General features: G+C 59.0%; 19 protein-coding genes. 13 read left to right on the plus strand and 6 right to left on the minus strand.

Features of this window, described 5'->3' with window-relative positions; translation table 11 throughout:
• Nucleotides 1-7: 7 nt before the first annotated feature.
• The 4 genes from C2L66_RS38960 to C2L66_RS38980 all read right to left on the minus strand — a co-directional run bounded on the left by C2L66_RS38960 (nt 8) and on the right by C2L66_RS38980 (nt 5,431).
• On the minus strand, nt 8-1,411 hold the full coding sequence (locus C2L66_RS38960) for a sensor histidine kinase (protein ID WP_060610880.1): 1,404 nt from the start codon (nt 1,409-1,411) through the stop codon (nt 8-10).
• Nucleotides 1,408-2,082, minus strand: coding sequence for a response regulator transcription factor (locus tag C2L66_RS38965; protein WP_060611331.1), 675 nt, complete (start codon nt 2,080-2,082; stop codon nt 1,408-1,410). The genes C2L66_RS38960 and C2L66_RS38965 overlap by 4 nt, the downstream gene beginning before the upstream one ends.
• Before the next feature lie 1,343 nt (nt 2,083-3,425).
• Nucleotides 3,426-4,265: an HTD2 family dehydratase gene (locus tag C2L66_RS38975; RefSeq protein WP_060610884.1), complete on the minus strand. Its 840-nt coding sequence runs from the start codon at nt 4,263-4,265 to the stop codon at nt 3,426-3,428.
• A complete protein-coding gene (locus C2L66_RS38980) occupies nt 4,262-5,431 on the minus strand; it encodes a CaiB/BaiF CoA transferase family protein (protein WP_060610887.1) in 1,170 nt (389 codons plus the stop codon). Before C2L66_RS38980 ends, C2L66_RS38975 begins: the two co-directional genes overlap by 4 nt.
• Nucleotides 5,432-5,588: 157 nt before the next feature.
• On the opposite strand from C2L66_RS38980, the gene C2L66_RS38985 reads away from it, so the two are divergent.
• The 10 genes from C2L66_RS38985 to C2L66_RS39030 all read left to right on the plus strand — a co-directional run bounded on the left by C2L66_RS38985 (nt 5,589) and on the right by C2L66_RS39030 (nt 16,583).
• Nucleotides 5,589-6,467, plus strand: coding sequence for a LysR family transcriptional regulator (locus tag C2L66_RS38985; protein WP_233445140.1), 879 nt, complete (start codon nt 5,589-5,591; stop codon nt 6,465-6,467).
• Between the two features lie 167 nt (nt 6,468-6,634).
• Nucleotides 6,635-7,390 (plus strand): GntR family transcriptional regulator, encoded by a 756-nt coding sequence (locus tag C2L66_RS38990; protein ID WP_060610891.1) that lies wholly within the window; start codon nt 6,635-6,637, stop codon nt 7,388-7,390.
• Between the two features lie 152 nt (nt 7,391-7,542).
• Nucleotides 7,543-8,832 carry a phosphopyruvate hydratase gene (gene eno, locus C2L66_RS38995; protein ID WP_060610894.1) on the plus strand — a complete coding sequence of 430 codons (1,290 nt, stop codon included), beginning with the start codon at nt 7,543-7,545 and terminating at the stop codon, nt 8,830-8,832.
• Nucleotides 8,833-8,905: 73 nt separating this feature from the next.
• Entirely contained in the window at nt 8,906-10,273 is a 1,368-nt protein-coding gene (locus C2L66_RS39000; protein WP_060610896.1) for a glycerate kinase type-2 family protein, read from the plus strand.
• A gap of 425 nt (nt 10,274-10,698) precedes the next feature.
• The gene (locus tag C2L66_RS39005; RefSeq protein ID WP_060610899.1) at nt 10,699-11,178 is read left to right on the plus strand and encodes an Lrp/AsnC family transcriptional regulator; all 480 of its coding nucleotides are present in this window, start codon (nt 10,699-10,701) and stop codon (nt 11,176-11,178) included.
• 201 nt (nt 11,179-11,379) lie between these two features.
• Complete coding sequence (locus C2L66_RS39010) at nt 11,380-12,450, plus strand: ABC transporter substrate-binding protein (protein ID WP_103323757.1); 1,071 nt, start codon at nt 11,380-11,382, stop codon at nt 12,448-12,450.
• An 87-nt stretch (nt 12,451-12,537) separates the two neighbouring features.
• Nucleotides 12,538-13,644: an ABC transporter ATP-binding protein gene (locus C2L66_RS39015; protein WP_158512204.1), complete on the plus strand. Its 1,107-nt coding sequence runs from the start codon at nt 12,538-12,540 to the stop codon at nt 13,642-13,644.
• A 1-nt stretch (nt 13,645) separates the two neighbouring features.
• A complete protein-coding gene (locus C2L66_RS39020; protein ID WP_082670584.1) occupies nt 13,646-14,494 on the plus strand; it encodes an ABC transporter permease in 849 nt (282 codons plus the stop codon).
• Entirely contained in the window at nt 14,491-15,285 is a 795-nt protein-coding gene (locus C2L66_RS39025; RefSeq protein WP_060610908.1) for an ABC transporter permease, read from the plus strand. Before C2L66_RS39020 ends, C2L66_RS39025 begins: the two co-directional genes overlap by 4 nt.
• Nucleotides 15,286-15,338: 53 nt before the next feature.
• Nucleotides 15,339-16,583 carry an NAD(P)/FAD-dependent oxidoreductase gene (locus C2L66_RS39030; protein WP_060610911.1) on the plus strand — a complete coding sequence of 415 codons (1,245 nt, stop codon included), beginning with the start codon at nt 15,339-15,341 and terminating at the stop codon, nt 16,581-16,583.
• 103 nt (nt 16,584-16,686) lie between these two features.
• Here C2L66_RS39030 and C2L66_RS39035 read toward each other — a convergent pair whose 3' ends face one another.
• Entirely contained in the window at nt 16,687-17,037 is a 351-nt protein-coding gene (locus C2L66_RS39035; protein ID WP_060610912.1) for a RidA family protein, read from the minus strand.
• A 202-nt stretch (nt 17,038-17,239) separates the two neighbouring features.
• On the opposite strand from C2L66_RS39035, the gene C2L66_RS39040 reads away from it, so the two are divergent.
• From C2L66_RS39040 to C2L66_RS39050, 3 genes are all read left to right on the plus strand, one after another.
• Nucleotides 17,240-18,169 (plus strand): 2-hydroxyacid dehydrogenase, encoded by a 930-nt coding sequence (locus tag C2L66_RS39040; RefSeq protein ID WP_060610915.1) that lies wholly within the window; start codon nt 17,240-17,242, stop codon nt 18,167-18,169.
• A 49-nt stretch (nt 18,170-18,218) separates the two neighbouring features.
• The gene (locus tag C2L66_RS39045) at nt 18,219-18,989 is read left to right on the plus strand and encodes a class II aldolase/adducin family protein (RefSeq protein ID WP_060611332.1); all 771 of its coding nucleotides are present in this window, start codon (nt 18,219-18,221) and stop codon (nt 18,987-18,989) included.
• Between the two features lie 86 nt (nt 18,990-19,075).
• Nucleotides 19,076-19,519 carry a GNAT family N-acetyltransferase gene (locus C2L66_RS39050; protein ID WP_060610918.1) on the plus strand — a complete coding sequence of 148 codons (444 nt, stop codon included), beginning with the start codon at nt 19,076-19,078 and terminating at the stop codon, nt 19,517-19,519.
• A 129-nt stretch (nt 19,520-19,648) separates the two neighbouring features.
• On the opposite strand, the gene C2L66_RS39055 is transcribed toward C2L66_RS39050, so the two are convergent.
• Entirely contained in the window at nt 19,649-20,437 is a 789-nt protein-coding gene (locus C2L66_RS39055) for an alpha/beta hydrolase (RefSeq protein WP_060610921.1), read from the minus strand.
• Nucleotides 20,438-21,116: the final 679 nt, after the last annotated feature.

Raw genomic sequence — 21,116 nt, forward strand, 5'->3', positions numbered from 1 at the left:
GCGAAGCTTAGGCCGTCAAACGTTCCTGCCTTCCTCCCGTAGAACACGGCAACTGTACGCGGATGCCGGTGCCGCGCATGCCCGGTTCGAAGTAGCTCGCGCGGCCCCCGTGCATCATCGCGATTTCCCGGACGATGGCAAGACCGAGTCCAGCGCCGGGCGCACTGCGTGAATAGCGAGAGAAGGACTCGAATATTTGGTCGCGCCATGCCGGTGGAATGCCCGGACCGGTATCGGTAACCTCCATCACGGCGTGGGTGGCGTTCGCTTTGACTTCGACCGCGATCGTAACGTCTTCACCGCCGTGCTTAATCGCGTTCTGTATAAGATTGACGATCAGTCGGCGCAGTGCAACGGGATCGGCTGTCATATCGACACGGTCTATCCCGCAGATGAATTCGATCTCGTGGCCCTTGCTTACGACGACCGGTGCGAGTTCGGCGAGTGTGTCGGAGACGAGCGCGACAAAATCAAGCAAAGTCATTTGTGGGGCGATGCTCTTGATCGATTGCAGGTCGAGCAAGGAGTCGGTCAATTCGCCGAGGCGCTCGATATCCTGCTCCAGTTTAAGCTTAAGCGGACTGTCTTCCATGGCATCCAGCCGCGCCTGGATAATGGCAACTGGGGTGCGCAGTTCGTGCGCGGCGTCGGCAATGAAGCGTTCTTGCTGCGCGCGGCCCGCGTCAACACGGGCGAGTGCCGCATTGAATGCGCGTACGAGCGGAGCCACTTCGCTTGGTAATCCGGCTTCCGGCAGTCGAAGGCCACTGCGTTCGATATCGACGTAGCGCGCGAGCTCCGCAATGTCCCTTACGCGACGCACCGCGAGTGCGACGACGAGCGGGATCGTTGAAACGGCGAGCAGCAGGAGCGGCACGAAGAATGGAATTTCCAGATAATCGAGCACCATCACACCAATACCTTTCCAAGCGCGCACGAGCGGCCCGCCCCCGTAAGCGACCTGAATGAGGCCAAGGTCGCCCCGCATGGTTCGGAGCTTGCAGGAGAGGTTGCTGTGCTCGCTGACGTCAGTGACGTCGGCCACGAAGATGCGTGGAAGACGGTTCACGATAGACAAGCAAGCGGCCGAGCTAACACCGTGCGTGACCTGCTCACCGCCCACGTCGCGTACGGCAAACCACAAGGCAGGCGCCTCGCGTTCGAGCGCGCGCAGTGCCGGGGTTTCGATGATGGCGAGATGGCCGTCAGGCGTGCGCGATACGGCACTAGCGATGACCTCGAAGGCACGCTGGTCGAGTATGTAGCCGGAAAAATTCCATTGCAGGAAAGTGCCAATTGTCAGGACGCCGGAGACGATGGCGACGAAAAGCAGTGCGAAGATGAGTGTTGCGGAGATCCGGTGCGTAATCGAGAGATTTTGCAGCACCGACAGCGAGCGAAGCTGGCTCATCCCTGCGCACAAAGTAGATAGCCGATACCGCGCACCGGCCGGATCTCAACCCCCGCGTTGGCTTGGCTAAGTTTGCCGCGGAGCCTGGAGATGTGGGCATCGAGGGTGTTGGAGTAGAAATCTTCTCCCAAGCCATAGACGTGTGCGACGAGCTGGTGGCGTCTGACCGTCTTGTCGGCGTTTTGCATGAGTATCTGGAGGGCGAGAAGTTCACGTCGACGAAGATCGATCGTTTCTCCGCGCACGCTGACCGTCAACGACTCAAGATCGAGCTCAAGGAATCCCGCGGTTACTTTGACGGGTTGCAGTACTGGGGTACGCCTTGCCAACGCACGCAATCGGGCTGCGAGCTCGTCCATCGAGAAGGGCTTGCAGAGGTAGTCGTCGGCGCCGGCTTCGAGGCCCTCGATGCGTGCCGCCACTTCTCCCGCTGCAGTCAGAACGATGATAGGAATGCCCGGAACGGAGTTACGGAGGTAAGGAATCGCAGTGAGCCCATCACCGTCGGGCAACGAGCGGTCCAGCAGGACAACGGTGTAATCCCATTCGCTAACAGCGAAGTACGCATCCTGGATGCAGGGTACGCTGTCGACTCCGATGTTGCGCTTCCTCAACGCGCTTGTGACGGCGGCGGCGAGTTCGGGTTCGTCTTCGATCATCAGGATGCGCATGGTTCGCCAATAAAGCGCTATTTGGGGAGGCTGAAAGGAGAGAGTTGCGAGAGGGCGCATTGTGAATTGCCTTCGTGCGGGGGTCAATTGAGCATCCGCGTAGGGTCATTTCCCAAAGAGAAAGGCTTGCTGGGCGGTAGCCGCCCCCATTTCAATGCTCGTGGAGACTGCCCTCACAAATGAGAGAGGGTGCGCGCGAGGCAGTCGATAAACAATTATTACGTCGACATCCGGTGTGTCAGGACCTAGCGGCGAACTGGGGGCGCAAAGCTGGCCGCTGCAGCCCGCTGAATATCTGAAAGTGACCGTGAGGTTGAGGGTGGCTATTCCGGGCTCCTTTTTCGCCCCTTCCCTCTGCAAATCACAGTCATCGAGCGGGTCGTTCTAGACAGGACGATGCGCAAGCGCTCACGAACGACATGGCTGCGAGGAACGCGCCCTGGCGTAGCCGCTATGAAACGTCTGATAGAGCCACTGCGAAATCAGACGGGCGGGGCCGCCCGAAATGAACGAGGCATCCTGATAACCTAGCGACGCGCCGGTATAGCGAATCTGCGGCGGGAAGCTTTCTGCAATATAGCGGCCTCGCTTCCGTGGATCGCGGCTTGGATGATCATCAGCACCACCATGGTTGCGATGACGACCGCATGGTTGCGCGTACCGCGCATCGCAAAATACGGGAACGCGAATTAGGCCATGCAGACGCAGGCGGACGGGAACGTACGGCGTCTGCCGATGCGATCGGAAACGTAATCGAAGATAGGCAGGGCGAAACACGCCACCAAAGCTGCGAGTAGTAAAGCGTTCAGGACAAACTCGCGTTCGATTCGCAGCTCCTGCGAGCCGTATAGCACATCGAAAGTAGTGAGCATGTAGAACGCCGCCTGTTCGCCCGAACGAGTCAGCGCGCACAGCGGAATGGCGCGCCATTGCTAGCGGACGGCTTCAAGAACCGGCGTCTCGCGGGCGCTCCTTACGGCTGGCGAAGGTGCGATTCCCTTCGAGAAATTCGCGCATTTCCGGCACGCAAAATCGAATCACGAGCCCAATCACGAGCAAGACGCCGCTGATCCAGAACGGGAATCTCCAACCGAAATCCCATGTGCAAAGAATAGCCTCGGAAAGACTAACGCCGCGGCGGTGCCGTAGATGAAAAAGTCGTGCTATTCGATCGTAGTCCCCATCATACCGGCCAGTGCCGCGCGCCACTCGATTCTGCATGCGGACGTGCGGGTTCGCCGAACGGATCGACAGTACCCGTGCGGTCGGGCCGCCGCCGTGACAATGGCTCTGCCACTCATGCTTGTCTCCTTGGTGATTTTTTTCGGTAAGGTGGAGCTGGGTCAGAAGGTTGCTTTCGCCTGCATGGAAACTCGCTCGTCGGGTAGCGCGGTCCAGAGTTCGAGATGCTCGCCCTCCCGTGTGCCGTTGAGGGTGAGTGCGTTTCCCAAAATAGCCGGCTGCACGCCCCGGTAGTCGAACGTGGTCAGCCGCTTGCCGGCGATGCGTTGCGCGAGACTAGCCAGTAGCGTCGCATTCAGCGGCCCATGGATGACCAGGTTGGGATAACCCTCGACATCTCGACAGTAGTCCTGATCATAGTGGATGCGGTGGCCGTTGAAGGTGAGCGCAGAATAGCGAAAGAGCGTCGTAGATGTCGCGAGGAAGCTTTCGCGATGCTCGCCCGGTGCGCGCCGGACTTCTTGGCGCGCGGGACCTCCCGGAGTTGTTTCCTTGTAGACGATATCGTGCTCTTCCGAAACGACAACTCGCCCGCCGTACGCTATTTCGTGCTGCACCGTGACGAACACGAGCTCGCCAGAGCGGCCCTGCTTATGCTCTACCGCGAGGATCGTCGAACGTTTTTCCACCGTGGCACCTAAGGGCAACGCGTCGATAAAGCGGACGCGGCCGCCCGCCCACATCCGGTTCGGCAGCGGCACCGGGGGCAGGAACCCGCCGCGCTGGGGGTGCCCGTCACGGCCGAGCCGCTCCGACGATAGGCCCTCTAGGAAAAAGAGCCAATGCCACAGCGGGGGCAACGGCGCGCCAGTAACGAGGTCCTCGCCATTGCTCCCAATCGTGGCGGCCATCAGGCGGGCATGGCGGACGTCGAGCACGTCTTCGTCCACGAGAGTCTGGCCCACCCATTTGCGCAGCTTGGTGATGTCGAGCTGGCTCATGCGCTTGCCTCCTCTGCTTCATCCGGGAACTCCTCGCGGATGCGCGCGGTGTGTTCGCCAAGCTTAGGCGCTGGCTTGAAGCACTGGGCGTCCCAAGGGGCGCGCACGGGGGGAGCGATCATCTGCAGTTCCATGCCGTCCGCCGCCATCGGCCAAGTGCGCAGTGCCGGATGCCCGGTCATTTCGGCGACCAAGCGCAACTGGCCATACGCGATATTGGCGTCGCCAAGCAGCGACAGGGCGTCGTCAAGTGTCTTCGTGCTGAATACGTCACCGATCAGGGCGTCGAGCGGTTCGCGGTTTTGCACACGGGCGTTGTTGGTGGCGAAGCGCACGTCGCCTGCGATGTCTTGATCGCCGAGGAAGACTGCGCAGAAGTTGCTCCACTCGCGGTCGTTCTGGATGCTGATCACGATGTCGCGTCCTTCGCTGGTGCGATACGCCCCGTATGGTGCGATCGACGGATGCTTGAGGCCCTGCGGCGTGGGAGCGCCTCTGCCATAGCGCTCGTGAACATAAGGCACAGTCATCCAGTCGGCGGCGCCATCGAAGAGCGAGACCGAAACGCCCGTGCCCTTGCCGGACCGATTGCGCAGCGCAAGTGCAGATAGTACGGCAATGGTGGCGTTCATGCCTGCGCCGATATCGCAGATCGAAACGCCGATGCGACCGGGGGCGTCCGGCGCACCGCTCACGCTAACGAGGCCGCTCTCGCACTGCACGAGAAAATCATAGGCTTTGAGTTTGCTCGTTTCACTACCGGTTCCGTACCCGGTGATATCGCAGGTAATGAGTTGCGGATACTTGTCTCGCAGCGTGGCGCTGTCGAAACCCGCGCGCGAGAGCGCACCGGGGGCAAGGTTCTGAACGAAAATGTCGGCTTCAGCGATAAGGCGATGCAACAACGCAGCGTCGTCGGCAAGCTTAAAGTCGAGAACGACCGACTCCTTACCGCGGTTGGTCCAGAGGAAGTAGGACGAGTTACCGTTCGCGGCCCTGTCGTAGCCGCGCGCAAAGTCGCCCTCGGGGCGCTCGATCTTTATCACGCGCGCGCCCATGTCAGCGAGGCGGCACGTGCAAAGAGGGGCAGCGAGCGCCTGTTCGATGGCGACGACCGTGACTCCGGCGAGCGGCAATGGTTGTTCAGTTGAAGTCTGGCGATTCATGGATCGTCTCCGATGTTTCTGGTTAGTCGAAGGCAGTATCGCGGCTCGGCCCGAATAGAAATATCGAGAAAATTCAAATGATGCGTTTGTCAAATACGAATGCTCATAGCACAATCGAGCTTTGTTGGGGCCGGCGATGCGGTATGAACTGACGGACTTGAAAGTATTTCTGGCGGTTGCCGAAGAGGGCGGAGTTACACGTGGCGCGGATCGCTGCCACCTTGCTCCTTCATCAGTGAGCCTAAGAATCAAGGGCTTAGAAGAGGTCGTGGGCGCACCCTTGCTGGTGCGGCTCGCGCGCGGCGTGGTGCCGACGCCGGCCGGGCGCATCGTGATGGAGCATGCGCGGCGCTGCATCGCGCAAATAGAGCAGATGAATGCGGATCTGTTGCCGTTTTCGAATGGTCTGGTAGGGCATGTGACACTGTTCGCTAACAACAATGCAATCAGCTCGCATTTGCCAGACGATCTCGCGTGTTTTTTCTCGCGCTATTCTAACGTGCGGATTTCCTTAGAAGAGCGTCTTAGCCACGACATCGTAGCGGCTGTCGCCTCCGGCCGTGCGGACTTGGGCGTAGTAGCGCTCGAGGCGAATCATCCGGAGCTAGACTTTCACCGCTACCGCGAGGACGAACTCGTGGTCGTCACCGCACGCGACAGCGATATTGCCGGACTAGGCGAGATCGGCTTTGGGGGATGCCTTGAGCGTCCATTTATTAGCCTTCAGCCAGGCGCTGCTTTGCACACGTTCCTCATGAATCATGCGAGCGCACTAGGCGGGCGCCTCGACGTGCGGGTGCAGGTATCGAGCTACGGCGCGATCGTAAAGCTTGTCGCCTCGGGTGCGGGAATCGGCATCGTTGCGCGCTCGGCCATTGAGAGCGAACTAGCGAGCAATGTCACAGTGCTCAAGCTCGCTGAACGATGGGCTTGTCGCGACCTGCGTGTATGTGTACTGCGCAACGCACCGGTATTGAATCCGTTTCGGGACCGACTGCTTGAAGTGCTGACCGGCACGGCCGCCGCTTCCGCCTGAAAGCGCAACCGCTGTTGATCCCTCCGTGGCGCGGGCAGTTGAATTTTACCGCAGAGACTTTGATGATTGGCGACAATTTTCTCTTGCGATACAATGACGACGTTCGCGGAGCTTGGCGGCGTTCAGGTGCCGCTCAGGTGCCGCTCAGATGTCGTAGTGGAGTCGTCATGTCAGTTCTGAGAATCCCGAAGGTTGCAAAAAAGACTGCAGAGGCGCAGGCAGCGGACGTGCTCCGCGAGTCGATCATGTCTGGATCGATCCTGCCCGGTTCACGCGTGACTGAGATTCAGATTTCCGATGAGATGGGGCTTTCGCGCGCTACCGTGCGAGCGGCTCTGAACCAGCTTGCAAAGGAAGGACTCGTTTCGCTCATCCCATACACTGGCTGGACTGTCGTGTCGTTAAGTTCCCGGGATGCCTGGGAGCTCTATACGCTTCGTTCGAGCATCGAGCGGCTCGCGGCGCAGTTGGTGGCTTCGAGCCTGAGTGTGGAGCAGGCCGAGGTGATCCGCAAGAGCTTTGATCAGCTCGTGGAAGCGTGTCAGGGCCGTAGCCAGAAACAGATTGCCGTCGCTGACTTCTCGCTGCACAAGGCGATCATCGTGGCCGCGCGGCACGGCAGGCTGTTGTCTCAGTACGAGTTGGTCGAGCGGCAGATTCGTCTTTACATTCGCTCAAGCGATGCGCTCATTCACGATAATGAAGACATCGTGGCGCAGCACCGACCGATTGTCGAGGCGATCCTCGCGGGCGACGTAAACCGAGCCGGCGCGTTGTCAGAAGCCCACAACATGAGCGAGGGCGAGAAGCTCACTTCCCATCTGCTTTCGCTCGAGGCGAACGCCCAGGCCGAACCGGACGAGCCAGCCACCGCCCGTGGTCGGTTACGGAACCTTAAGCCGAGGAGGCGGTCGGTCGCCTGAGTCGCGGCGGACTTTACTTAGTTAACAGGCACCTTCACGGATTTCTTTCCGCATAAAATAGTTGTCGACAATCATCAATTATTTTTTTCTCTTGAATAATTGTCGACAATGATCAAAAATGCATCGTTCACTCATGGCATAGGAGCCGATAGATGTCCGGGAAGATCACTGATTTAAAAGCGCGAGAAATCCTAGATTGCCGCGGTTGGCCCACAGTTCAGGCTGACGTTTATGTAGACAATCAGTTGCTTGGCCGCGCCGACGTTCCGCAGGGACGTTCGACCGGCACGCATGAGGCATACGTGTTGACTGATGGGGATCCGAATCGTTATCGTGGACTGGGTGTGCGGAAGGCGGTGCAGAACATTGAGGGGCCGATTCGCGACGTGCTGGTAGGCCGCGATGTCACCGAACAGCGCGCGATCGACTTCGCGCTGATCGATTTGGATGGGACACCTAACAAAAGAAATTTGGGTGCTAACGCTATTCTGGGCGCTTCGCTCGCGGTTGCCCGAGCCGGTGCAGCGAGCGCGGGCGTGCCGCTTTATCGCTACCTGAATCCGTTCGCACACGTGCTACCTGTACCGCTCATGAACTTCTTGAACGGGGGCAAGCTCACAGCGAACGAGCTGGAGATTCAGGAATTCATCATCATGCCGGTGGGCGCCGAAAACTACGACCACGCGATGCAGATGACTACGGAAATCAACGAGCACTTGCGTGAGCTTGTGATTGCGCGATATGGGATTTTAGCGACCAATACCGGCGACGAGGGTGGTTTTGCAACGCCTATGAAGGGCATCTGGGAGCCCTTTGAATTTCTCCAAAAGGCGGTGGAAAAAGCCGGCTACAAGGCGGGTTTTGGTGAGGACGTGGTGTACGGACTCGACTGTGCGTCGAGCCATTGGCATGACAAGGCTACCGGCCTCTACATGCTAGACGGTGTGTCGTACGAGCGAGATGCACTGATCGAGCTCTACAAGGAAGTCGCTTCGAAGTATCCGCTCGGATCGGTCGAAGATCCGCTTGACGAAGAGGACTTCGACGGATTCGTGGCGGTCACAAAGGCGCTCCCTCAAACGCAAATTGTCGGCGATGATCTGTTCGTGACTAACGTCGAGCGCTTGCGCGTGGGCGTCGCCCGCGGCGCCGCCAATGCGATGCTCTTCAAGGTCAATCAAATCGGCTCGCTCAGTCAGGCATTTGATTCTGCGGAATACGCGTACCGCCATGGCTATGGGGTGCAGGTGTCTGAGCGATCGGGCGAGACGGAAGATCCGCTCATTTCGGACCTTGTGGTGGCGCTGAACGGCGGACAGATAAAGACGGGCATGCCGATTCGCAGCGAACGGACGTCCAAACACAATCGCCTTCTGCAGATCGAAGGTGAACTGGGTTCGGTAGCGACATATGCGGGCCATCATTTCCGTCGTCCGCGCTAATCGCGCGTAACTGGAACGCGCGCTGGCAGCGCGCGATGACCATCTCTGGGGAACGCGAGCGGGTGCAAGGGCAATGACCTATACCTATATCAGAAATAGAGAAGCGCTACTGGCAGACGGCAACGCTGACGCACGCCGTCTCGCGCTCGACATAGCCGAGGAGGCCATCGCAGCGGCCGATCCGGGGCTTGCCTTGCGACAGGCAATGTCGATCTCCAGCACAGCGCTGAAGATTGGCGACAGGGAGTATGAACTGTGCGAAGAGACACGTATCTTCGTCATCGGTGCAGGAAAGGCAACCTTCCCTATCGCTCAAACCATAGAGCAGATACTCGGAGATCGGATTTTCAAGGGCTTCGTGATTTGCAAACGAGGGCAGCATGGCGCATTGCGGCACATCGAGATGATGCTGGCAAGTCATCCGGTGCCGGATGCGTCATCGCTTGAAGCGGCGCAGCGTACGCGCGCGCTTCTCGAAGAGGTGCGCGCGGGCGACATCGTGCTGAGTTGCTTTACCGGAGGTTCGTCGTCGCTGTTTGTCGCGCCGGTCGAGGGCGTCACGCTCGAAGAAAAGGCGCGCACGACCGAGATCCTCCTCACGTGCGGAGCGAACATCGTGGAAATCAACGATGTTCGCAAGCATCTCAGCAGGGTGAAAGGCGGACGTCTTGTCGAAAAGTTGCCTGCGGGCACACGGATCGTGAACCTCACCGTCTCCGACGTCATTGGCGACGCGCTCGATTACATTACCGACCCGACGGTGCCGGACCGGTCCTCTTTTGAGGATGCACGGCGTGTGTTGGACAAGTATCGGTTATGGGACCGGCTGCCACATACCGTGACCGCGTTTCTGCGTGTTGGCGCACCTCACTACGAGACCGTACGCGAGACGGCACTCCAGCACTTGGAGATCAACAACGTGCTGCTTGTACGAACCGACGCGGCGTGCGCAGGCGCTGTGCAGGCGGCGCAGCGCCGCGGCTTACGGGCGGTGCTGCTCTCGACTTTTTTCGAAGGTGAAAGCAGCGCGCTGGGACGCAATCTCGCTGCGATCGGACGCCAGATCAGGCTCGACGGGCAGCCGGTGAAGCCGCCTTGCCTACTGGTCGGCGGCGGGGAGACCACGGTCACGACCCATGGTGCCAAAGGAGTAGGAGGCCCGAACCAGGAGTTCGCAACGAGTGCCGCGCTTGAGCTGGCGGGGGAAGTCGGCATCGTGGTTATCGGCATGGACACCGACGGGAGCGACGGCCCCACCGCCTACGCTGGCGCGCTCGCGGATGGCTCGACGGTCAACCTTGCGAATGCGCGTGGCGTCGATCTCTATAGCGCTCTCGCGCGCCACGACGTTACGCCAGCGCTCGAAGCGATTCATCACACCATCGAAACAGGGGCGACTGGTACCAACGTGAATGATCTGAAGCTAGTGCTGATTGTCTGAGGCTTCGAGCATCTTCGACAGCGCGGCACATCACGCGCGGCAAATCTGGAGTGCAGTGTGGAAAACCCTGTGAATGAAACGATGAACCCGACGCAGCGCTTGCGTCCAGTGCCATCTCCCGCTTCACGCAAAACGTACGGGACATCATCGACGATGATGCCAGTATCGATGTACCGCTGCTCTGCCGCCTCTCGGACATGCCGACGGCTGAAATCGCCTCGCGCGCAAGGGGGCAGCCACCTCTGGCAGAGTTCGGAAACGACGAGTTGCATGCAGCCCTCTCGTCTGCGCGGCGGGCGAGTGTGCGCAAACGCACGGCCTCGCTGGTCGAGGCACACCCGTTACGCGAGTGTGACTTCGCATCAATCGCGTGACCCGCATTGACAGCGAGCGCGCCAGCCTTGCGCCCCTAGGGAGGTCACCTCATGTCCACACGACTGGATGTCTTCGACCGGCGAATCCTCGAGATTGTGCAGGACAACAACCTCGCCACACATCGGGAGATTGCTGACGCGATTCATCTTTCGGCTCCTTCGGTTGCTCGCCGACTGCAGCGCTTGCGCCAAGAAGGGGTCATATGGAAGGACATTAGTGTTGTGCGTCCCGAGCATATCGGGAAGCGGATTACCGTCGTGGTAGACGTGGCGGCGGAGGACGTCGGCAGTGAGCGCATCGCGGCTATGAAACAGAGATTTGAGCGGTGCCCTCAGGTTCAACAGTGCTACTACGTAACGGGCGATGTTGATTTTGTACTCATCATGTCGGTAAAGGACATGGAGGAATACATGGCGTTGAGTCGTTCACTTTTCTACGAAGGCGGACACGTGCGAGATATCCGGACCTCCATCTGCATGCAGCAAGTCAAGGTTTCTCTTGGTATTCCGGTAGGGAAGGAGGGGGAGTAAGCAGTCGCTTTCCTGGTCGCGCCCGATGAAAAAAGCTGTCGCGATAGCGGTTCGAATCGAGAAAAACGCGCGAAATTGATTCGTTCTGCTTTTTTGGCCACCAGCATAATCACCTTACGATGGATCCGGCTGTATTCGTTAAAAACCGTCCTCGAGCCCCGTCCCCACGCTGCGCGGACAACCAAAACAAGAGGAAGAGTCATGAAAGAAGAATGCATCAGCACCAGCCGCCGCGAATTTATCGCTGCTGCTTCGGCCCTCAGCGTTGCACCGTTCTTCGTCAAGACTGCCAAGGCAGCGTCCAAGCAACTGATGGTGCGCACTTCGGGCGGCGCTTACGACGAAGTGAAGCGTGCCACGGTCTATGAGCCATTCCGGCAGGAAACCGGAATTGAGATTGTCACTGTGCCGGCTACGGCCGGCAAGATGATGGCCATGTTTCGGGCCGGGCAAGGCGGTCTCGATGTGATCGATATCGGCAATGATGCATTGCTGATTCTCAACCGAATGGGCGTGCTTCAGCCTATCGATTACAGCCGGTTCAAGTACACGGACGTCAATGACATCGATCCGTCGCTGCGCCTGAGCTATCAGGTCGCAAACTATTTGTACGCGAACGTGATGTGCTACAACACGTCAATCTACAAACCCGGGACCGAGCCGCAATCCGTTAAGGATTTCTGGAACGTCAAACGCTTTCCCGGCACGCGCACGTTACCCGGCATTGAGGCTGGCACACTCAGTCTCGACATGGCACTTCTTGCAGACGGTGTGCCGAAGGATAAGATTTACCCGATCGATATTCCGCGTGCGTTTCAGTCGATGTCGCGAATCCGCCCCACTATCAAGAAGTTCTGGGACAGCGGAGCGCTTTCCACGCAGATGATCGCGAGCGGCGATGCGGCGCTGGGCGTGCTATGGAGCACCCGGGCTCAGGTCGCGATCGACGCTGGAGCGCCCATCGCGATGCAGTGGAACGACAACGAGGTGCTGGTCCAGGCGTATGGCATCGCGAAGTCATCGACGAACGTCGAAGCCGCAAACAAATTCATCGACTATAGCCTGAGCCCCGTCGTGCAGGCGCGTTGGCTAAACAAGTACAAAGCCGTACCGGCCAATCGCCGTGCGTGGACGCAGATGCCCGCGAGCCTGATCGACCCGAAGACCGGACAACCTTGGACGGCATCGAGGGGGCACGTTCATAACATCGAGTGGTGGGCCGATAACATGGCGAAGGTTACCCAGTACTGGTCGGACTGGGTCATCACCTGAGCATGGCTCGTGATTCTGTGTGAAGTCAGCGCTGTTTAATGTCAAATGATTGTGGGTGCCGTCATGAAGGGAATTCCGGAGGTCAGGTTGAATCAGACAGAAAGCGGCGGGGCAGGCGCGCTTGAACTCGTGGGCTTGACGAAGCACTACGGGCCTGACGTCGCCGTAGACCGCTTCAACGCGAAGATTGCTGCAGGTGAGTTCTTTTCGATGCTCGGTCCATCCGGTTCCGGCAAGACGACCACGCTCATGATGATCGCGGGTTTTGCCGGCGTGGACGAAGGGCAACTGCTCGTCGACGGCAAAGACGTGGCGAAGCTGCCGCCGCAAAAGCGTGGATTCGGTATGGTGTTCCAGAACTACGCGATCTTTCCTCACATGACGGTCTTCGAGAACGTGGCATTTCCGCTGCGCGCCCGCGGTGTGGCGCGGTCGATGATTGCCGACCGAGTAAAGTGGGCGCTAGACATGGTGCAGTTGACTCGCTATGCCGAGCGATATTCGCGTCAACTATCGGGTGGCCAGCTCCAGCGCGTGGCGATCGCGCGCGCCATTGTCTTTCATCCGAAGGTGGTTCTAATGGACGAGCCTCTTGGTGCGCTCGACCGTAACCTTCGTTACGCAATGCAAACTGAGATTAAGGAAATCCAACAGCGCCTTGAGATGACCGTGGTGTACGTGACACATGACCAGGAGGAAGCGCTCAATATGTCCGACCGGATCGCGATCCTGAGCAACGGTCGGCTACAGCAGTTGGGCAATCCGATCGACGTCTACCAGAATCCGGCGAACAGCTTCACGGCGCGGTTCTTGGGCGAGGCGAATCTGCTGCGCGGCAAGGTGCTGCGGATCGAAGACGGCGAAAGCGTTGTTTGGTTGTCAGAGGAGGGCGCGGAGTTCCGTGCGCTCTTCAACCGCGGGCCCGGGGTCGGAGAGGCGTGCGAACTTTTCGTGCGCCCCGAGAAGATCGCGTTGTCTCCGTGTGATGCCACCCCGGGTCTTGATCTCAACACGATGGTCGGACGTATCGAACGAGTCGCCTTTCTTGGCAATACCGTACGCTACACCGTGGTTACGCCGGGAAGACTGTCGTTGACGGTGGACGCGCAGAACGGTGCGAACGACCGGCTGTGCCGTGGCGACAACATCCGGGTATCGTGGTCCGCGACAGATTCCGCTGTTCTAGGAGCCTGACATGCGAACGCGATTGATGGATGCCAATGGCCTGTTGATACTCCCGTCGCTAATCGTGCTACTGGCGATATTTGCCGCACCGCTTGTCTGGTTCTTCGTGAAGACGCTGGCGATCGACGTTGCTCCCGGCACCCTGACAAGCGTTGTCACGGACGTGATGAAATCGCGGGCGGTACAGGTGGCGCTTTCATATACGATCTGGAACTCGCTGATCGTCACAATGGTGTCGCTCGTCATGGGCTATCCGATCGCCTACTACCTCGCGAATCGTAGCGGCATGCGGTTGAAGGTCGTGATTTTTTGCGTCGTAATTCCTTACTTCACGAGCACCATCGTACGTACGTACGCCTGGATGGTGCTTCTTGGCAACGACGGGGTGGTGAACCGCATGCTCGTCAGCCTCGGCTTAGCAAAACAACCCGAACAGCTTCTTTACAACAATGGCGCGGTGATCGTGGGCATGGTGTACGTCATGTTGCCGTTCGTGGTGCTCACGCTGTACGCGGTTATGAGGCGCATCGATACGAATCTGCTTCGCGCGGCCGAAGCGCTAGGTGCAAGTCCGACCTATACCTTTTTAAGGATCTACCTGCCCCTCACGATGAGCGGCGTGGTGTCCAGCGCGCTCATGGTGATCATTTTGTCGATTGGTTTCTTTATCACACCCGCGTTGATGGGCGGCCCGCGTGATGTCATGCTCGGTATGCTGATTCAGCGATCGGTGGAGATTTTGCTCGACTGGCGGTCGGCTTCGGTGATCTCCCTCGTGCTGTTGGCGGCCACGCTGGTGCTATACGCCATCTACGCCAAAGTCACCGATATTCAGCGTCTTCTTGGAGCCAGCGTATGAAATACGGCGTTTCGTTTGTCACCGCGATCGGTTGTGCCATTCTCGTAATGCCGATTTTGATCGTCGTTACCATCTCATTCGGGGGTGACACGTTCGTTGTGTTCCCGCCGCGGCACTACTCGCTCCACTGGTTCCATGTCCTGTTCGGGGATCTCGACTGGCGCGAAGCCTTCGTTTCGAGCGTAAGGATTGCCCTCGTGGCCTGCGTGTTGGCGACGTTCACGGGCTTTCTTGCCGCGTATGCGCTTGTACGCGGCACTTTCCCGTTCAAACGTCTGATCCTCACATTCACGCTCATGCCGATGATCGTTCCAACCATCATTACCTCGGTCGCAATGTATTTTTTGACCGCGAAGCTGGGGCTCGTCGGCAATGTGCTTTGGGTAGGGATGTGTCATGCCGTGCTCGCGCTGCCGCTCGTCGTGCTGATTCTCTCCTCGGTCCTACAGTCGATCGATCCCAATCTCGAGCGGGCGGCATTGAGCCTTGGGGCCTCGCGCGCCCGCATGTTGCGCACGCTGGTCGCGCCGCTGGCGCTACCTGGCATGGTGTCAGCCGCATTGTTCGCGTTCCTTGCGTCGTTCGACGAACTCGTGGTGGCCATGTTTCTCACAAACGCGCAAAGCAAGACGTTGCCAGTCAAGATCTGGAGCAGCCTTGAGCTCGAAATAGAACCGACGATCTCCGCGGTCAGCACCGTGCTGATTATCGTCACCGCATTCGTGCTGGTGTGCGAAACGTTGTTAAGACGCTCTTCGTCACGTGCTTCCTCGCGAGTAGCTTCGCATTGAGGTCAGTGGTGTGACAAGAAGAAGGTAATTGACAGTTCAACAAGGAATCAGATATGAGCGGTGGCAAGGTAGTGGTTGTTGGCGCGGGCGTCGTGGGAATGTCGACCGCCCTTTTTCTGCGCCGTGCTGGGCGCGACGTGACGGTCATTGATCCGTTCGCCCCGGCAGGTGGTTGCTCTTACGGCAACGCGGGGATGATCAGCGCGAATAATGCGGCGCCCATCGCCATGCCGGGAATGGTCGCGCGTGTGCCCGGGTGGCTGATGGACCCGATGGGGCCGCTAATCGTGCGACAACGCTATTTGCTGAAGGTAATGCCTTGGCTCGCGCGCTGGATTCGGGCGGGCAGGATTGACCGTGTACTGCAGATTTCTGACGCCATGCGTGCGCTGAATCGCAATTCGCATGAACTTTGGCGCGAACTGGTGGGAGCCGAGCGTTACGCCGAGCTGATACGCCGCAACGGGCAAGTGCATCTCGCGGCAACAGATGATATGCCGGCGCGCAATGCCGACGCCGAGCGCAGGATTCGCGAACGCCACGGTTTGGAGGTAGTGCAGCTTGGGCAAGACGATATCCGCCGCATGTTTCCGGGGATTGCGCCGGACATTACGCGGGGCATTATTGTGCCGGGCAACGGATATACGACGAATCCCCGCCGCCTGGTCGGCTCGATCGGCGAAGCGTTCGTGGCGGAAGGTGGGCAGATGGTTTCGGAGCGCGTACTCAAGCTGGTACCGCGCGAGCGCGGCATGCTCGTACTTACGAATACCTCCAACTATGTCGTGGACGACGTGGTCGTGGCGGCCGGCGTGTGGTCAAAGGACCTCATCAAAGGTTTCGGGGTGCGGGTCCCGCTGGAAGCCGAACGCGGCTATCACGCGATGTTGCCCAATCCAAACATCGACCTGCAATATACGCTGACCCTGCGTTCACGCGGTTTCGGCATGACGCCGATGGAATCGGGCCTGCGGGTGGCCGGAACGGTAGAGTTCACGAATCGCGAAAGTCCGCCGGATGAGCGCCGTGCGCAGCAGTTCGTGCCTAAGGCCAAGCGTTTGTTCCCCAGTCTTATACACGGCGAGCCGAAGCTGTGGATGGGTATGCGTCCCTCGTTACCCGACAGCTTGCCCGTGGTCGGGCGTCTTCCGCGTATTCCCTGTGTGCATCTCGCGTTCGGCAGCTCTCACTTCGGCATGACGGCGGGACCAGCCACAGCGCGCCTTGTGGCCGATGGGGTGCTCGAAATCAAGAGTGCGATCGACGTCGCTCCTTATCATCTCGATCGCTTTCGTTGAGTGGAAAGGAGCGAGCTGCATGACCTCTGAGGCCTGAAGGCCGCTCTACCAGGGACAGGAAGCGCGCGACATGAGTGCCGCGCGGCAAGAGCAAGAAGGGCGATCAGGACGCCTTGGCGGCGATGCCGACAATTTCGACGAGGATGTTTGGCCCGAGATCGGCGACGCCGATGCATGCACGAGTGGGTTGGTCCTTGCCGTCGAACCACGCCTCCCATGCTGCGTTGAGTTCGTCCTTGCGACTCATGTCGGTGATGTAGATCATCGTATTGAGCAGCAGCGAACGATGGCTGCCGGAAATCTCGAGCCACTTTGCCAGCTTGTTTAAAGCTTGAGTTGTCTGCTCGCCGAGGCCGACACTGCGGTCGTCGGCCGTGGCGCCGCATAGATAGACGGTATTGTCGTGGTGAACGGCAAGATGCAGCAAAGGCTTGCCATGAAGTCGCTTGATCATTAATGCTCCGGGGTTAATGAATGAACGGACGTCTCTGATACCGACGAACTTGAGAGAAGATAGCGCATTCGGTTTGCAAGAATTTATCGATTAGCTATGCGAATCAGAGTGCTTGTTTTGACCATATGACGGTATCTTTTCTGAATTCACAGCAGGTCCGGATGACGGCCGGACGAGTTCGTAGAGGCGACGCGGAGGGACCATGGGGATTCTGGTACTGACTGAGCCCGCTCCGGCGGATGACTATGCCGATGCGGTACGAAAGATGGCGGGTGACATTCCCGTCTGGACATCCGGGGACCATCCGGAGGCGACTAGGGTAGAGGCGATTCTGGCGTGGCGGCTCAAGCCGGGCATTCTGCCCGCCTATCCCAATCTCCGTGTTCTCTCCGGCATCGGGGCGGGCGTGGATGGACTGTTGCACGTGCCGGACCTACCAGAGCATGTCGTAGTGACCCGCGTGGTCGATCCTGCCCAAGCAGTTGAAATCGCGCAGTACGTGGTTGCTGGCGTGCTGCATTTCACGCGGGACATCGGCGAGTACGTGCGGCAGCAGGCTGAGTCTCGATGGCGGCGCCTGCCGGTCCGGGGCGCATCGCGATGCCGTGTAGGTATCCTCGGAGTAGGTCGTGTGGGGCAGGCGATCGCGAACGCTTTCTTGCCGCTAGGTTATCCCGTTACGGGATGGAGTCGGTCGTCCCGGCCGGCTAGCAATATCGAAGTGGTGAGCGGCGCGGGTGCGTTGCTCGGTTTCCTCGCGTGCACCGATATCCTCGTATGCGCCTTGCCGCTCACGCAGGAGACCCACGGCTTGCTGAACCGCGCGAGGTTGGCTGTCCTTCCGCAAGGGGCGATCGTGGTGAATGTGGGCCGAGGGGGGCATCTGGTCGAAGCGGACCTGCGTGAACTATTGGACTCAGGGCATCTTGGCGGTGCGGTGCTGGACGTCTTTGCGAACGAGCCACCTCCACGCGACAACTGGGTTTGGCAGCACCAAAAGGTGCTGGCGACCCCGCATATCGCATCTTCTCCTGCGCGCCAATTGGTCGCGGAGCAATGTGTAGACGCGCTCGTGAGGGCGCGGCGCGGTCTCGCGCAACCGAATGCTGTGGACCGAGCACTCGGTTACTGAGGGTGGCGCCTGGTTTAGGGCGCTCTTTAGTGAACTTATGGAGAAGCCAATGGAAATCGGAAGCCTCAAGGGCAAGGTGAGCGACAAAGAATGGCAGCTGCGGTGCGATCTTGCGGCTTGTTACCGACTAGTGGCGCTACACGGCTGGAGCGATCTCATATATACCCATATGACCGCTCGCCTGCCGGACGCCGATCACCGCTTCCTCATCAATCCGTACGGCCTGCTTTTCGAGGAAATTACGGCGTCGTCGCTTGTGAAGATCGATCTGGACGGCAACAAGTGCGATGAAAGTCCGTTTCCTGTCAATGCCGCTGGCTTCACGATCCATAGCGCCATCCATTCGATTCGTGAAGACGCGCTGTGTGTGATGCACACGCATACCCGGGCAGGCAGCGCGGTGAGTATCCAGGAAGCGGGCCTGCTTCCGCTCTCGCAGCAGTCGACGATCGTGGTCGGATCGCTTGGTTACCATGACTATGAGGGAATTGCAACGCGCGCCGATGAAATTCCCCGCCTTCAGGCGAGTCTCGGCAATAACAGGTTCCTCGTGTTACGCAATCATGGATTGCTGACCGTGGGCTCTTCGATCGCAGAGGCGTTCCGAGCTATGTACTTCTTCGAAACGTCATGCCAGATCCAGATCGCGGCTCAAGCCGGTGGGGGTGCCCTGCGCATGGTCGATCCGGAGGTGGTCAACCGCAATGCCAATGTAAGGTCGGGGACCATTCGAGACGGCGGGGCGCAAACCGTGGCCGAACTAATGTGGTCCGCTTTATTACGCAAGCTCGATCGGATCGATCCGTCTTATGCTTCGTAGATCTTGCCAGGCGTAAATCTTCAGTTGAACCCCGTTTTTTGTTGGAGTGTAATGTCGCCTTCACCAAGATCACGAAGGGAATAGGGTTGCACACAATTCGTCGAGCAATTCTCTCCGACCTGCCGTTCATCTATGAAGGCGAGTTGTCGTACATACGGGAGATTGAGCCGGAGCAGGAGGCACGTTGGCGCGAAGGCATGCTACATCACCTGCGCCAATGGGTGACCGATTTTCCTCGCTCGTTCGTCGCAATTAACGAAGAAGGGGAGCCGATAGGATACTGCTACTGGGAAATCCATGGCGAGTCGGCTTTGCTCGCTTCAATATATGTCGTTCCGTCGCTGCGCCGCGCCGGGCTCGGTCGCGAACTGTTGAACCGCTATATGTTCGATGCAAGAGAGCAAGGGCTTGATCAACTGTCGCTCGGCGTGCGCTCAAACAATGGCGCACGCCACATGTACGAAGCAGCCGGTTTCTGTTTCACGCACGAGACCCGTGGCTATCGCTACTACGTGCTCGAAACAACTTGAGCGATCCGTATGGCGGGCGGCCCATTGCACAGCGTCTGTTTGTCCGCACTCGTCATGGTAGTCATTACCCTTCTTGCTTCGACCGTTGATAGCGGGCGCGCGTGCAACGGGTACGCCATTGCTGCAGCGTTACTGCACGGCGTGCTCTGCCGCGTCTTCAATCACTGCGGCTACTTCCTCTGGGCGCGACTCGTACACCGAGTGGCTCGCTCCCTCCAGTACCGTCGTATGACTGTGCGCACGCGTGTAATACCAGCGTTCGAGATCCGGATTGATGACCTTGTCTGCACCGGCAACGATCGCCCAGCTCGGCTTGATCGTCCATGCGGCGGCAGTCAGGGGCGCCGTAAAGACTTGGGCGGCCGTCAGTATTTGGCTGCGCGCTTCGAATCGCGCCTGCTGCTGGGGCAGGTCGGCGGCGAAGTCCTGCGGGAAATCTGCCGGATTCAGATACGTGTAGCCGTCGCTCGTCGTCTGCACGGCACCATCCTGTTTCGCCGTGACGCTTGGCATGCGCTTTCCGAGATCACTTTCGTCTTCGCCCACCGCCGGTGCGTGTGCGGCAACATAGACTAGGCCGACCACATGAGAATCCTCACCGGCTTCGGTAATGACGGAACCCCCGTAGCTATGGCCCACGAGAATGGTCGCGCCGTCCTGCAGGCCGAGCACGCGCTTCGTCGCCGTGACGTCGTCTGCGAGCGAGGTCAGCGGTTCTTGCACGATACTCACGTGATAGCCGTCTTTCGTCAGTATGTCGTAGACGGGCTTCCAGCCGGAACCATCTACCCAAGCACCGTGAACCAGCACGACATTGTGCACCGGTTCGGCATTCAGGCTCTGCGCAAAGGCGGTGCTGGAAGCTAACAGCGTGGCGGACAGGGACATTGCAGCGGTCACGAGAGGCAGCAATTTCATAATTTCACTCCTTGGTAACGTTCATTCGAGTCTGCGCAACGCGAGGCGGATGCCTAACGATCGCGCCGCAGAAGCATCGTTTCAGCCGAAATATGGGTTGCAGAAGCTCGCCGGGTTAATGCGATTATTGGAGGGTGAATAGGCTGGTGCGATTAGTGGAGCACCGTTCTTGCCACTCTCTGCTAGATCGCCATGCGAGCACCGCTGTGACGTCATAGACGTGCACAGCGGCGGTCTTCGCTTCAGCTCCCCGGGGCGATCTCGAGGTGCCGCGGCTCGTTCCCAGCGAGATACCGTAGCCACCCTGTTCGATAGGAGTGAGGTCGGCGTGAACCTGAGCGCGCGCCAGCCCGCCGCCGCTTCGCGCGAAGGCGAGCGCGGGGGCAGCAACGGCAGAAGTCGCAAGCTGGGCGAGATGGACTGTCATGTTGTATTACTAAATAAACTGAGATTGCGGTTAGCGAAAACAGTCGGCAATGCATCAAGCGTCTTTCGTAGCGGTCGCGACAGTCAGCTCCCTCAGACTGGACTGGGTTTGGCGCGGTACATATCGAGATAAACATCACATTGTCCAAAATATTCCCGAATAATTTCGGCTGACCGCTAAACGGGCCGAAGGCCTTTCAGCGAGAGCGTGCCTCTGCCGGCACGCTCGGCACTTCTCGGGACGTCGCAACGC

This window comes from Paraburkholderia caribensis (assembly GCF_002902945.1).
Classification (GTDB): Bacteria; Pseudomonadota; Gammaproteobacteria; order Burkholderiales; family Burkholderiaceae; genus Paraburkholderia; species Paraburkholderia caribensis.

Bases quoted from the DNA above. Each gene is read 5' to 3' on its own strand.
- C2L66_RS38975 (WP_060610884.1), bottom strand. From the start codon at position 4,265: ATGAGCCAGCTCGACATCACCAAGCTGCGCAAATGGGTGGGCCAGACT.
- C2L66_RS38980 (WP_060610887.1), bottom strand. From the start codon at position 5,431: ATGAATCGCCAGACTTCAACTGAACAACCATTGCCGCTCGCCGGAGTC.
- C2L66_RS39055 (WP_060610921.1), bottom strand. From the start codon at position 20,437: ATGAAATTGCTGCCTCTCGTGACCGCTGCAATGTCCCTGTCCGCCACG.
- C2L66_RS38965 (WP_060611331.1), bottom strand. From the start codon at position 2,082: ATGCGCATCCTGATGATCGAAGACGAACCCGAACTCGCCGCCGCCGTC.
- eno (WP_060610894.1), top strand. From the start codon at position 7,543: ATGTCCGGGAAGATCACTGATTTAAAAGCGCGAGAAATCCTAGATTGC.
- C2L66_RS38990 (WP_060610891.1), top strand. From the start codon at position 6,635: ATGTCAGTTCTGAGAATCCCGAAGGTTGCAAAAAAGACTGCAGAGGCG.
- C2L66_RS39005 (WP_060610899.1), top strand. From the start codon at position 10,699: ATGTCCACACGACTGGATGTCTTCGACCGGCGAATCCTCGAGATTGTG.
- C2L66_RS39000 (WP_060610896.1), top strand. From the start codon at position 8,906: ATGACCTATACCTATATCAGAAATAGAGAAGCGCTACTGGCAGACGGC.
- C2L66_RS38960 (WP_060610880.1), bottom strand. From the start codon at position 1,411: ATGAGCCAGCTTCGCTCGCTGTCGGTGCTGCAAAATCTCTCGATTACG.
- C2L66_RS39020 (WP_082670584.1), top strand. From the start codon at position 13,646: ATGCGAACGCGATTGATGGATGCCAATGGCCTGTTGATACTCCCGTCG.
- C2L66_RS39010 (WP_103323757.1), top strand. From the start codon at position 11,380: ATGAAAGAAGAATGCATCAGCACCAGCCGCCGCGAATTTATCGCTGCT.
- C2L66_RS39040 (WP_060610915.1), top strand. From the start codon at position 17,240: ATGGGGATTCTGGTACTGACTGAGCCCGCTCCGGCGGATGACTATGCC.
- C2L66_RS39045 (WP_060611332.1), top strand. From the start codon at position 18,219: ATGGAAATCGGAAGCCTCAAGGGCAAGGTGAGCGACAAAGAATGGCAG.
- C2L66_RS39030 (WP_060610911.1), top strand. From the start codon at position 15,339: ATGAGCGGTGGCAAGGTAGTGGTTGTTGGCGCGGGCGTCGTGGGAATG.
- C2L66_RS39025 (WP_060610908.1), top strand. From the start codon at position 14,491: ATGAAATACGGCGTTTCGTTTGTCACCGCGATCGGTTGTGCCATTCTC.
- C2L66_RS39035 (WP_060610912.1), bottom strand. From the start codon at position 17,037: ATGATCAAGCGACTTCATGGCAAGCCTTTGCTGCATCTTGCCGTTCAC.